The organism is Bacillus pretiosus, from assembly GCF_052947655.1.
On sequence record NZ_CM129593.1, the window covers coordinates 4,276,157 to 4,289,263 of the forward strand.

Here is a 13,107-nt window from a genome sequence, read left to right on the forward strand (position 1 = left end):
TTCACTACCCCCTTTATATATAATCTTAGACATAATTATTTCCTCATTATCAATACCTATCATTATACTGCAAAAGGAAGAACAAACCAATTGCAGTCGGTTATTTATTTTCATATTCATCAAATGACCAAAGTGGCGCTTGATATGCTTCAACAGTTAAATAATTCATATATTCATTAGTACTTACTCTTAATACATCATTTACTAATTCATATAATCTAACATCACCGTTTATTTTTTTCCACTTCTTCACTTTAAGAAACTTCCAAATATCATCATCTGTTACTCGGTCATAACCGAACATGTGAAACTCTTCTACTTTGCTTTCTAAAACGACTTGTAACTGTCCGCGGTATGATTCTACCAAAGCCTCTTTTTCTAACATACATAAACATCTCCTTCTTATTTCAGCACGAAAAGTCGCTTTTAATCCCGCTCTAATGGACAGCAATAACTACTTTCAAGAGCACGCTCATACTTCACTCTCTTAAATGCTTGTCATTCTTGTCTCATACGTGCATATAAATTATTGTAAATCATTCCACTGATTTTGAGAAGGTAGGAGAAGACCATGACGAGACAAAGCTTTTTAAAAGGCGCATTTATTTTAATGATAGCCGGATTTATTACCAAAATCCTTGGATTTATTAACCGGATTGTAATGGCACGTATTTTAGGGGAAGAAGGTGTTGGCCTTTATATGATGGCCGTTCCTACATTCATTCTAGCAATTACATTAACACAAATCGGCCTTCCTGTCGCAATCGCAAAATTTGTAGCAGAAGCGGAAGCTGTGAACGATAAACAAAGAGTTAAAAAAATATTAACAGTATCATTAGCTGTTACATCCGTTATTAGTATCATTTTAACAATTGGAATTATGCTCCTCACACCTATTTTAGCAAAAACATTATTAACTGATGAACGAACGTACTATCCAATAATGGCCATTTTACCTGTCGTTCCTGTTATTGCTGTTTCTTCTGTTTTACGCGGTTATTTCCAAGGGAAACAAAATATGAAACCTAGCGCTTATGCTCAAGTTATAGAACAAGTTGTCCGCATTACAATTATCGCTATATGCATTCAGTTATTTTTACCTTACGGTGTAGAATATGCTGCAGCTGGCGCTATGTTATCAGCCGTTCTCGGTGAAGTTGCATCGTTATTATTTTTACTCACTTTATTCCAGCGCGAAAAACATTTATCTATACGCTCTGGATTTTTCACTACTGTAAAGGAGAGCAAGGGTACATTTTATTCTCTTATGGATATTGCCCTTCCAACTACAGGAAGTCGTTTAATCGGTTCCGTTTCATATTTTTTTGAACCTATCGTTGTTATGCAAAGCTTAGCGATTGCCGGAGTTGCTGCCTCTGTCGCAACCCAGCAATACGGTATATTAAACGGTTATGCATTCCCACTTCTATCACTGCCAGCCTTTATTACATACGCTCTTTCTACAGCACTCGTTCCATCTATTAGTGAAGCGATGGCTAAAAGACAGCATAAATTAGTGGAACACCGCCTCCAACAAGCTCTTCGGATCTCATTAATTACTGGTGGGTGGTCAGTCGTTATATTATACGTATTCGCTTCTCCTATTTTAACTCTTATGTATGGATCGGATAGTGCAACAGCGTTTATCCAGCTTCTTGCACCTTGCTTTTTATTTCATTACTTTCAAAGTCCACTTACCTCTGTTTTACAAGCTTTAAACTTAGCAAGAGCTGCAATGATGAATACATTTATTGGCGCCATCGTGAAATTAATCGTTATTTTTGTACTAGCTTCAAGGCCAGATTTTCAAATGATGGGGGTTGCCCTTGCAATTGCAGCAAATATAGTGACGGTAACATTCCTTCATTACGCTACTGTTTTAAAGAAAATTACATTTACCATTTACGCAAAAGACTACATTTTCGGCGGACTTGCTATCGGTATTGCAGGCGCTTTCGGTTTTTACCTTCATAAATATATAATTTTCTCTCATTCACTCGGCGTACAAACATTATGGGAAATCACTTTAACAACAATCGTTTATATTATCCTCCTCTTCACTTTCAAACTCATTCGAAAAGAAGAGTTGAGTCGACTTCCAATCATTCGAAAACTTTCATTTTTGAAGTAAACGGGCTTACTATTTCATATAGTAAGCCTCTAGTTTTCTTTCAAATCAACAAAAAATTGTCCGTTTTGAAAGCTGCAGTATAAAATTTGTGTGATATCGTTATAACCTAAGTTTTTTAATTTTCCAATGAGCCATTCGTCTGTATGTTCAATCATTTGTAAATGATTCAATTGAATTTCTCCATCAATAATAAGAGGAAGAGTAAACTGCAATGTATCCTGTTTACCTTTTTGTTTTTGAAAGACAGATAACTTCCCAGATGGTTCTAAAATAGCGTATTCTACATCTCGGATATCTCCAACTCCTTGCTCCCTTAATTGCATCAATAAATCATCTATATTATAACGCTGCTTTCTCATCTTCTTTTCATCAATTTTCCCCGCATTTACAAGAATAGCCGGCTCACCTTCTATTAAATGCCGAAATCGTTGAAACTTTAATGAAATGACTGACAGAATAATCTGTATACACATAAGAAAAGTCATCGGAACTAATTGGTGCCAAAGTGATTTATCGGTATTTTCAATTGCGACTACAGCCATTTCCCCAAGCATAATGAATACGACTAAATCTAATACACTTAACTCTCCAATTTCACGTTTACCCATAAGACGAAAAATAATTAATATGATGATATACAAAAGCATCGTCCGGCCAATGATTGATACCCATTCCATTTCTACATCTCCTTTTTTACGTATAGACTCCCCTATAAAAAATAAACTAGTCTAACTTGGGCAAAAAGAAAATATGCTTGTATTAAAAAGGGGGAATGTATAAATGGATGGAACGAAAAAATTATCAACCGCAATCGGCTTTGGTATCATTACCTTATTAATTTTTGCATCAATTATTAGCATGGTTATGGCTCTTTTATTAAAGTTTACAGATATGACTGAAGAGACATTAGCCGTTACTATTTTTATACTAGCTCTTTTATCTATGCTTATATCCGGATTTACTGCCGGCAAAAAAGCACAAGGGAAAGGTTGGCTAGTAGGTTTCACAACAGGTCTTACATTCGCTATACTTGTTTTTCTAGTTAACTATTTAGGCTTCTCTCAAACTTTATCGAACTCCCAGTTACTTTATCAATTAGCATTAATGGGCGCGAGTACACTCGGTGGTATTTTCGGGGTAAATATGTCAAAACAAAACAACTAAAAAAGGCCCTGCACATTTCATGCAGGGCCTTTCTCATTAGTTTTTCACAACTTCACGAATCGCATTACGATCGAAAGTTAAGTGTGAACCACCAGATTTAATAACGATTTTCGTCTCATCTACTGATTCGATTGTACCGTGTAAACCACCGATTGTTACGATAGCATCACCTTTTGCTAACTCATTTTGCATTTGAGCAACTGCTTTTTGACGCTTTTGTTGCGGGCGAATTAATAAGAAATAGAAAATCGCAAACATCGCAACGATCATAACGATATTCATCATACCTGGATTCATCTTTTGTTCCTCCTTTTAAATTATGTATTAGAAGTTTTTAGCATTCGGTTTATTAAAGCCATACTGTTCAAAGAATTCTTCGCGGAAATCGCCAAGACGGTCTTCACGAATAGCTTGTCTCACCTGCTCCATTAAGTTTAACAGAAAATGAAGGTTGTGATAAGACGTTAAACGAATTCCAAACGTTTCATCACATTTCATTAAGTGACGAATGTACGCACGAGAGTAATTTTTACATGTATAGCAATCACAATTTGGATCAAGCGGACCGAAGTCTCTTGCAAATTTCGCATTTTTTACAACTAGACGGCCTTCACTTGTCATACATGTACCATTTCGAGCGATACGAGTTGGAAGTACGCAGTCAAACATATCAATACCACGAATTGCACCATCGATTAACGAGTCAGGAGAACCTACTCCCATTAAGTAACGTGGCTTATTATCTGGAAGAAGTGGTGTTGTAAACTCAAGTACACGGTTCATAATATCTTTCGGTTCACCTACAGATAAACCACCTACAGCGTAACCAGGGAAGTCCATTGAAACAAGGTCTTTTGCACTTTGACGACGAAGCTCTTCGAACTCTCCGCCTTGTACAATACCGAATAAACCTTGATCTTGTGGACGTTCATGCGCTTTTAAACAACGTTCTGCCCAGCGGCTTGTACGTTCTACAGATTTCTTCATATATTCAAAAGTAGCCGGGAAAGGTGGACACTCATCAAATGCCATCATAATATCCGATCCTAATGCATTTTGAATTTCCATCGCTTTTTCTGGTGATAAGAATAATTTATCTCCATTTAAGTGGTTACGGAAGTGAACGCCTTCCTCTTCAATACGACGGAAGTCACTTAAACTGAATACTTGGAAACCACCAGAGTCCGTTAAGATCGCACGATCCCAGTTCATAAATTTATGTAAACCACCTGCTTCACGAATAATTTCGTGACCTGGGCGTAGCCATAAATGATACGTATTACTTAAAATAATGCCAGAATCCATTGCTTTTAATTCTTCTGGTGACATTGTCTTAACTGTTGCAAGTGTACCAACTGGCATAAATGTTGGTGTATCAAATGAACCGTGCGGCGTATGTACACGTCCTAAACGGGCACCTGTTTGTTTACAAGTTTTAATAAATTCATAACGAATTGCTGTCATAATTTACTCCTTTTATTTGTTTCCCATTTTAGCGTGAGATGCAACGAACATTGCATCACCGAAGCTAAAGAAACGATATTTTTCTTTTACTGCTTCATTATAAGCATGAAGTACATTATCTCTATTTGCAAATGCACTTACAAGCATGATTAATGTTGATTTCGGTAAATGGAAGTTTGTAATTAAACCATCAATTGCTTTAAATTCATAACCTGGGTACATAAAAATGTCTGTCCATCCAGAAGCAGCACAAAGCTTACCGTTATGATCTGTCGCAATTGTTTCTAACGTACGAGTTGAAGTCGTACCTACCGTAATAATACGTCCACCATTCTCTTTCACGCGATTTAATAACGCAGCTGTCTCTTCAGACATATGGTAATATTCTGCGTGCATATGGTGTTCTTCAATCGTATCTGCAGAAACTGGTCTAAATGTTCCAAGTCCTACGTGAAGTGTAATGAAAGCTAACCCGACGCCTTTTTGTTTTAACTTCTCCAGTAACTCTTCTGTAAAGTGAAGTCCCGCAGTCGGCGCTGCTGCTGAACCGATTTCTTTCGCATATACTGTTTGATAGCGATCGCGATCTTCTAGCGTCTCTTTAATATATGGAGGAAGTGGCATTTCCCCAAGTTCATCTAAAATTTCATAGAAGATGCCGTCATATGAAAATTCAAGATGACGTCCACCTTGATCTGCAGTTCCTATGCAAGTTGCTTTTAATTTCCCTTCGCCAAAAGAGATAACAGTTCCTTCTTTTACACGTTTCGCTGGCTTAACAAGCGTTTCCCACTTATCGCCTTCTTCTTGTTTTAGAAGAAGTACTTCAATGTGCGCGCCTGTATCTTCTTTCACACCGTGCAAACGAGCAGGCATAACTTTCGTTTCATTTAAAACTAAGCAATCCCCCTCATGTAAGTAAGAAAGAATGTCTGTAAAATGTTTATGCTCAATATCGCCCGTTTCACGATCTAACACCATTAATCTTGATGTTTCACGATCTTCTAATGGGATTTGTGCAATAAGTTCTTCTGGTAAATGAAAATCAAACAGATTAATATCCATAACTATATCCACCTATTTCTTATTTAAATCGATTTATTATATACATAATAAAAGATAATACAATACTTAACACAATACATGTAATGATAGGAAAATAAAAGGTAACGTTACCTTTTTTCACAAAAATATCGCCTGGAAGCCTTCCTATGAACTTCCAAGCTAATCCAACAACAATGAGCAAAATACCAGCTGTAATAAGCAGCTTTGGCATCTCCGTCATACTTTTGGCATCTCCATTCCGAAATGCTCATATGCAAGCGGCGTTACGATTCGGCCTCTTGGCGTTCGTTGTAAAAAGCCAATTTGTAATAAATATGGCTCATATACATCTTCAATCGTATGAGATTCTTCTCCAATCGTTGCCGAAACCGTTTCTAACCCGACTGGGCCACCACGGAATTTCTCAATAATACCAAGCAGTAATTTATGATCGATATGATCTAGACCTAATTTATCTACTTGCAGTAGTTCTAACGCCATTTGTGTAATTTCCATCGTAACCGTTCCGTTACCACGAACTTGTGCGAAATCTCGTACACGTCGTAATAAACGATTCGCAATACGAGGTGTACCACGAGCACGTCTTGCAATTTCTAGTGCGGCTAACGAATCAATTTCAACTTCGAATACTTCTGCTGTACGTTCAACAATCTCAGAAAGCTGATCTACTGTGTAATACTCTAATCTTGAAAGTACACCGAAACGGTCACGAAGCGGCGCTGATAATGCCCCCGCACGGGTCGTTGCTCCAACTAATGTAAATGGCGGTAAATCTAAACGTACAGACCGTGCTGATGGCCCTTTTCCAATTACGATATCAAGGCAAAAATCTTCCATCGCAGGATATAACACTTCTTCAATTGACCTATGCAAACGATGAATTTCATCAATAAATAATACATCACCCGGCTGAAGTGCTGTTAATACAGCTGCTAAATCTCCCGGCCTTTCAATTGCTGGACCTGAAGTTGTTCTAACATTTACGCACATTTCATTGGCAATAATATTGGCAAGCGTCGTTTTACCAAGTCCTGGTGGTCCATATAGAAGCACATGATCTAACGTTTCTTCACGCATTTTCGCTGCTTCAATAAACACTTCTAAATTATGTTTCGCTTTATCTTGGCCAATATACTGACGGAGCGTCTGTGGCCGTAATGAATATTCTAAATCCGAATCTTCATATGCAGATTCCCCTGAAAGGAGACGTTCGTCCATTATACTCACCTCTTACCATTTAGTAAAAGACTAAGTGCCTTTTTAATATACTGATCCGTCGTTAATGATTCTTTTAATAACTCTGGTACAACGCGAGAAACTTCTCGTTCTGCGTATCCAAGTGCGCGCAGAGCTTCCAGCGCCTCATCAAGCTCAACTGATGAACCTTTCTTCTCATCAAAACGTTCTGTGTCTGAGAATAAATCAACAAATGCATCTGGCACGACATCAGCTAGTTTTCCTTTTAAATCTAAAATCATTTGGCGTGCTGTTTTCTTTCCGACGCCCGGGAACTTCACTAAAAACTTCTCGTCTTCGTGTTCAATCGCTTGAACGACCTGTCCTGTTTGACCAGACGCTAAAATTGCAAGAGCGCCTTTTGGTCCAATACCAGACACACCTAACAACTTTGTAAATAATAAACGCTCTTCACGTGTTTTAAACCCGTAAAGTGCCATAATATCTTCTCTCACATAATGATATGTATAGACACGGATTTCTTGCTTATTTCTTTGAAATACATACGGATTTGGTGTGAAAATTTGATAACCAATTCCATTATGGTCAATTACGACATATTCCGGTCCTACATACTCCACGTAACCTGTAACATATTCAAACAAAATACGATCTCTCCCTCTTAAATCATGTATTCCATTTTAACATATTTAATGATAGAAAAGCGAGACTACCCCAACAAATGTTCCCTATTTGAAACTTCTGTTATTTTCCATTGACAGAAAGTATGAAGCACCTTAATATACAGAAGCCGATAATGATTATCAATATTAATTAAAGGGGTTACATCAGGATGAAACAGAAGCTATTTATTTTATTTACTATTATGCTAGTTGTTCTTTCTATCGTTGGCTGTTCTTCTCAAAAAGAAGAATCGAAAGCGAAAGAACAACTGAAAACAAAAGTTGTAAAACACACTAAAGGGGAGGCTACAATTCCAGTAAATCCAAAGAGAATTGTTGACCTGTCTGGATCAACAGAAGAATTATTACTTCTTGGACACAAACCTGTTGGTACAGCAAACACATATAAAGATAAAATCCAAAATCATTTAACAGAAAAATTAGACGGAGTAAAAGCAGTAGGGTGGTACTGGGCACCTAAAGTTGATCTAGAAGCTGTTACTGCATTAAAACCAGACTTAATTATTTTAAATAATCGTCAATTGAAGATCTATGATCAATTAGAAAAGGTTGCACCAACAGTTGTTTTAGAAACAAACTTAGAAGACTGGCGCGGTAAGTTTAAAGAAGTAGGTAAACTATTTGACGAAGAAAAGAAAGCAGACAAATGGATTGCAGACTACGATAAAAAAGCAGACTCTTTTTCTAAAAAAATTAAAGAAAAAACAAAAGATGAGAACTTTATGTTCGTCGCAGTTACACCACAAAACTTCCGTGTATACGGTAGCTTCGGATACGGTGACATCATCTTTAATGACTTAAAACTTCCAGCAACAAAAGGTACAGATTTAAAACAAACGATGGCACAAGTATCGTTAGAAGGTCTTGTTGCATTCCAACCTGATCAAATGTTTATTGTAAACTTTGGCGGCGAAGCTGATAAAGTTTACGAAGACTACAAAAACAGTGCCGTTTGGAAAGACAATAAAGCAGTTAAAAACAATCACGTATATGAAGTATCAAATGAAATCTTCAATACGAAAGCTTTCAATCCAATCGGAAAAGATATGCTAATTGATGAAATCGCAAAACAAATTTTAGATAAAAACAAGTAAAAAAAGCAGCTCACCATGAGCTGCTTTTTTTCTTATTTTGCACTGCGTATTGCTTCATTTTTTCAATCGTCTTCACAAAACCTTCTTTTGATTTAATACGAATACCACGCTTCAACTTCGCACGCTCATAGCTCTCAAGCTTTTTCATATCAATTTGAAAGAAGGAATGAATCGCATTATCACTTTTCGGTACACCTTTGAAAATTTGTAATATTCCTTCCTCTGACACACCAAAATAACCGCTCGTCTTTAATAACGGAGAAATATCATCAACTTTCTTTTGTAATACAATTTGTACATCATCACGATCAACGAGCTGCCATTCTTTATACTGCTGTAAAAACTTTTCTAAGTCCGCTACTTTTTCTGTAAAGATTTCCTCACTTACTTCTCCATCAACATACATTCGCTCTAATAAAATTGTAACTTCAGGCTCTTTTTCTGTTACTTCTGGTACTGGCCCTTCCGCCTTCACATTCGTTTCATAAACGAAACAAAACATCATAACGAAAGCTTGCATCGTAATCAGTATCCATTTCATTTCCGTTCACCTCTTTTAGGCAAGATCAAACTTTCATTAGTAGTTTTTCCGGAAATGGAGGTTTTATCCATATAAATGACCATATTACATTTCTCTCGAAAATAAAAAAATGCAGATAAAGTTTTATCTTTATCTGCATTAGCATTTGTTTTTATATAAAATGAAAGACGCCTGCAAAGCAGGCGTCTTGATGCGTTTACGGCGAGAGACCAGGCGACCACATTCGCGTGTTTAGCACTTAAGCATATCTCTCGTCTTACGTAAATTAGCTCATCGCTTTGCTAATATAACATTAATAAAGTATAAGTGCAACATGTTTATAAAAATATTTTATTTCCTCTTTTACTCAAACGAACTTCGTGTAAATTATAAATTGATAAATGCAATATATATGTTACAATTAATATAATAGCGAAATCATAATAAACAGGAGATGGATATTGTGAAAAAAATAAAGGATGAACGTCTCATTCTGAAAACATTAAAAAACATACGTATTGCCTTTCTTTTTCAATCGCTTGGTATAATTGGCATTTTAGGATATATCGGATTCACTGAAGGAATGGATCAAGCTACGAAATCTCCATTATGGTTATTATTTATCCTTACAAGTATCGTACTTAGTTATTTACAGTTAAGCGTTTCTATCGATGTAGAAGAAGGCGAAAAGGATATAAAGTTAACTCCTTATTACAAAATTATTTTACGCTCTCTTATTGCAGGAACTATTATAGCCATTATTTATATCATTTTCAGTCCAGAAAGACCTCTCTTTGAGGCTATTCTAACAGGTAGTATTTTCTTTATATGCTTTTTAATTTCTTATTCCATTAGTTATTTCATTAAAAAACGTCGTTTACACGACAACGATGAATAAAGAGGAAGGGCTACCCCTTCCTCTTTTGTTTTGCTATCGCATAGTACCAGTTAAACCGTAACGAATGTCTCGGAACATATTCCCTATATCACGATTAAAATCGTTTGTAACTGTACCATTACGTAGGCGTGTACTCATTGCATCGACACGAGTAAACATATCATTTCTTACAGAAACATATACGTTTCTGTTTCCAACTTCATTTGAAACCGCTTGACGAATTTCGTTCGCCATCGCCGTTTCATTTGTCACTGTATTACGTGGTTTTACTGCAATCGCTACATCGTTTCCATATACAACTGTAGACACGCGGTCTACGTTATTCATACGTTTCACACGATTCGTTATTCTTTCAGCTGTTTTACCATCATTGTTAATGTATGAATTGTTCATTGTAATATTACGAGTTGGATGCGGATTAGCAATTTGTCCGTTGTAATTTACATCGCGGTAATAATTGTTATATCCTGTATCGTTACGACCATTTCTATATGTTACATAATCTGTATAGCGATCATTACGCGCTACATTATCACGATACTGGTGTGTATCATTATAAGATGTATGCTTATAGTTGTAGTTACGTCCATCCATTGCATTGTTATCTTTTGGTGTACCACATGCAGCTAATGCACTGGTAACTAACAAAGAAGCAGCAATCACTTTTACTTTCGTATTCAATACAAAAACCCCCTCTGTTAGAATGAACTTCTCTTCTGAAAAGCTCCCTCTTATGATGAGTAACAGAGAAGGTTTTTACACTGTTAATATTTCACTGGGGATTTTCTAACATTTGATGTAAATCTTCCATTTTCAGAACGACTCTACATACAAAAAAGGCGGGAATAATCCCGCCTTTTTTAAACTTCCTCTTCGTCCTCTTCTTCTGAAACCGGCTCCCCAAATACATTTGGTGGATCTGGTTGATAATACATCGTTCCTGGCTGTGGCGCATATGCCGATTGAGTTGGTTGATAATATAAAGGATTCGCGTATTGTGGTCCTCCAGGTTGCGGACTATATAGCCTACTCTCTCCTCCGCATCCACAATCTTCCTCTCCTTGCACGAGCGGTGGCATATTATTATCCATTGGCATCATATTTAGATTTGGCATAGACGTATATTGCGGTCCAAACGGTGCCCCTTGCTGATATGGCATTTGATATGGATTTTGTTGTTGATAATACGGATTTGGCGGCATCATAGGCTGTTGGTATGGTATTTGATATGGCATCATATTCGGTGGTTGATTATTATCCATTATCGGCATCATATTCGGCATTTGATTGTTATCCATGATTGGCATCATATTTGGCATTTGATTGTTATCCATGATTGGCATCATGTTTGGCATTTGATTGTTATCCATGATTGGCATCATATTTGGCATTTGATTGTTATCCATGATTGGCATCATATTTGGCATTTGATTGTTATCCATGATTGGCATCATATTTGGCATTTGATTGTTATCCATGATTGGCATCATATTTGGCATTTGATTGTTATCCATTATCGGCATCATATTTGGCATTTGATTGTTATCCATTATCGGCATCATATTCGGCATTTGATTATTATCCATGATTGGCATCATATTTGGCATTTGGTTGTTATCCATGATTGGCATCATATTCGGCATTTGATTGTTATCCATGATCGGCATGATGTTTGGTATTGGGTTATTATCCATGATTGGCATTATATTTGGTGGTTGATTATTATCCAACATTGGCATGATGTTTGGCATTTGAATATTTGGCGGTATTACTTGTGGAATAACTACATTCTCTTTCGTTACATTTGGTGACACGATATTCCCTACATTTTCTTTCTTCACTTGCGGTGACACGATATTTCCTACATTTTCTTTCTTTACTTGCGGTGACACGATATTTCCTACATTTTCTTTCTTTACTTGCGGTGACACGATATTTCCTATATTTTCTTTCTTTACTTGCGGTGACACGATATTTCCTATGTTTTCTTTCTTTACTTGCGGTGACACGATATTTCCTATGTTTTCTTTCTTTACTTGTGGTGACACGATATTTCCTACATTTTCTTTCTTTACTTGCGGTGACACGATATTATCTTTTTTCGTTTGCGGAGAAATGATGTTATTAGGTTTCATTTTAGTAATTTGAGGAGCAATTAACTCACTTCCTTTTTTAATTACATCTGAAATTTTATATTCTTTTTTTGCTTTTATTGGTGGTTGCGGCGGCTGTGGTAATACATTTACCGAAAACTTTGTGTTTTCTTTTTCTGCTGGTTTTTGTTTTTCTATAACAGTTGGTTTTTGAATAACAGACGGTTTTTCAACTGGTTTTTCTATTTGAATTGGCTTTTCTTTTTGCACCTCTTTTTGTGGCTTTACCTGCACTTCTTTTTGCGGTTTCACTTGCATTTCCTTCTGTGGTTTTACCTGTACCTCTTTTTGTGGTTTCACTTGCATTTCCTTCTGTGGTTTCACTTGCATTTCCTTCTGTGGTTTTACTTGCACTTCCTTCTGTGGTTTTACTTGCACTTCTTTTTGTGTTTGTTGCATAGCAGGTTGCTGTGTAATCGGCGCTGATTGATACGTAACTTCTTCCTCATCCTCTATTCCAAGCGGAGTTGGCGTTGCTGCAAATTCTTTTTGTTGTACTTCTTTTACGTATTGTTTTGGAGGTGATGAACCTGCTCCAGCATGTTGTTTCACGTGAACGCTGTTTGATGGTACTTTAATTTTCATACCTGGCATGATTAAATCTGGATTACTAAGTTGTGTATTTGTATTTTTCAACGTATCAAAATCTACTCCGTACTTTTTCGCAATTTTCCAAAGGGTATCCCCTTTTTGCACGATATGAATTTTCAAATTTTCCCCCTCCTGTATAACTTATCT

General features: G+C 36.6%; 14 protein-coding genes and 1 pseudogene. 4 read left to right on the forward strand and 11 right to left on the reverse strand.

Annotated features, from left to right (window positions below; translation table 11 throughout):
* Positions 1–100: 100 nt before the first annotated feature.
* The gene (locus tag ACU8YW_RS22010; protein ID WP_000890214.1) at positions 101–385 is read right to left on the reverse strand and encodes a post-transcriptional regulator; all 285 of its coding nucleotides are present in this window, start codon (positions 383–385) and stop codon (positions 101–103) included.
* A 186-nt stretch (positions 386–571) separates the two neighbouring features.
* On the opposite strand from ACU8YW_RS22010, the gene spoVB reads away from it, so the two are divergent.
* Positions 572–2,131 carry a stage V sporulation protein B gene (gene spoVB / locus ACU8YW_RS22015; protein ID WP_446894000.1) on the forward strand — a complete coding sequence of 520 codons (1,560 nt, stop codon included), beginning with the start codon at positions 572–574 and terminating at the stop codon, positions 2,129–2,131.
* A 29-nt stretch (positions 2,132–2,160) separates the two neighbouring features.
* Here the strand turns inward: spoVB and ACU8YW_RS22020 are convergent, their stop codons facing one another.
* On the reverse strand, positions 2,161–2,808 hold the full coding sequence (locus ACU8YW_RS22020) for a DUF421 domain-containing protein (protein ID WP_000455380.1): 648 nt from the start codon (positions 2,806–2,808) through the stop codon (positions 2,161–2,163).
* Between the two features lie 103 nt (positions 2,809–2,911).
* Here ACU8YW_RS22020 and ACU8YW_RS22025 point away from each other — a divergent pair, with 103 nt between their 5' ends.
* On the forward strand, positions 2,912–3,295 hold the full coding sequence (locus tag ACU8YW_RS22025; protein WP_000349129.1) for a TIGR04086 family membrane protein: 384 nt from the start codon (positions 2,912–2,914) through the stop codon (positions 3,293–3,295).
* Between the two features lie 36 nt (positions 3,296–3,331).
* On the opposite strand, the gene yajC is transcribed toward ACU8YW_RS22025, so the two are convergent.
* From yajC to ruvA, 6 genes are read right to left on the reverse strand one after another with little or no spacing between them, the layout of a single operon-like run.
* Complete coding sequence (gene yajC, locus ACU8YW_RS22030) at positions 3,332–3,592, reverse strand: preprotein translocase subunit YajC (protein WP_001068064.1); 261 nt, start codon at positions 3,590–3,592, stop codon at positions 3,332–3,334.
* Between the two features lie 27 nt (positions 3,593–3,619).
* Entirely contained in the window at positions 3,620–4,759 is a 1,140-nt protein-coding gene (gene tgt, locus ACU8YW_RS22035) for a tRNA guanosine(34) transglycosylase Tgt (protein WP_000125362.1), read from the reverse strand.
* Between the two features lie 12 nt (positions 4,760–4,771).
* The gene (gene queA, locus ACU8YW_RS22040) at positions 4,772–5,824 is read right to left on the reverse strand and encodes a tRNA preQ1(34) S-adenosylmethionine ribosyltransferase-isomerase QueA (RefSeq protein WP_048541404.1); all 1,053 of its coding nucleotides are present in this window, start codon (positions 5,822–5,824) and stop codon (positions 4,772–4,774) included.
* Positions 5,825–5,843: 19 nt separating this feature from the next.
* Entirely contained in the window at positions 5,844–6,044 is a 201-nt protein-coding gene (locus ACU8YW_RS22045) for a DUF2905 domain-containing protein (RefSeq protein WP_000138162.1), read from the reverse strand.
* Positions 6,041–7,042: a Holliday junction branch migration DNA helicase RuvB gene (ruvB, locus tag ACU8YW_RS22050; RefSeq protein ID WP_088064463.1), complete on the reverse strand. Its 1,002-nt coding sequence runs from the start codon at positions 7,040–7,042 to the stop codon at positions 6,041–6,043. Before ruvB ends, ACU8YW_RS22045 begins: the two co-directional genes overlap by 4 nt.
* A gap of 5 nt (positions 7,043–7,047) precedes the next feature.
* The gene (gene ruvA, locus ACU8YW_RS22055) at positions 7,048–7,665 is read right to left on the reverse strand and encodes a Holliday junction DNA helicase RuvA (RefSeq protein ID WP_088064464.1); all 618 of its coding nucleotides are present in this window, start codon (positions 7,663–7,665) and stop codon (positions 7,048–7,050) included.
* 188 nt (positions 7,666–7,853) lie between these two features.
* Between ruvA and ACU8YW_RS22060 the strand changes: the two genes are divergently transcribed.
* Positions 7,854–8,798 (forward strand): iron-hydroxamate ABC transporter substrate-binding protein, encoded by a 945-nt coding sequence (locus ACU8YW_RS22060; RefSeq protein ID WP_262720053.1) that lies wholly within the window; start codon positions 7,854–7,856, stop codon positions 8,796–8,798.
* A 10-nt stretch (positions 8,799–8,808) separates the two neighbouring features.
* On the opposite strand, the gene ACU8YW_RS22065 is transcribed toward ACU8YW_RS22060, so the two are convergent.
* Positions 8,809–9,339 (reverse strand): BofC C-terminal domain-containing protein, encoded by a 531-nt coding sequence (locus ACU8YW_RS22065; protein ID WP_087985316.1) that lies wholly within the window; start codon positions 9,337–9,339, stop codon positions 8,809–8,811.
* Between the two features lie 433 nt (positions 9,340–9,772).
* Here ACU8YW_RS22065 and ACU8YW_RS22070 point away from each other — a divergent pair, with 433 nt between their 5' ends.
* Positions 9,773–10,216, forward strand: a complete 444-nt coding sequence (locus ACU8YW_RS22070; protein ID WP_097889246.1) for a branched-chain amino acid ABC transporter substrate-binding protein — start codon at positions 9,773–9,775, stop codon at positions 10,214–10,216.
* Between the two features lie 33 nt (positions 10,217–10,249).
* Here ACU8YW_RS22070 and ACU8YW_RS22075 read toward each other — a convergent pair whose 3' ends face one another.
* Positions 10,250–10,897 (reverse strand): YhcN/YlaJ family sporulation lipoprotein, encoded by a 648-nt coding sequence (locus ACU8YW_RS22075; RefSeq protein ID WP_001093539.1) that lies wholly within the window; start codon positions 10,895–10,897, stop codon positions 10,250–10,252.
* Positions 10,898–12,923: 2,026 nt separating this feature from the next.
* Positions 12,924–13,080, reverse strand: a pseudogene (gene safA, locus ACU8YW_RS22080) (SafA/ExsA family spore coat assembly protein); the annotation flags it as partial.
* Positions 13,081–13,107 lie beyond the last annotated feature (27 nt).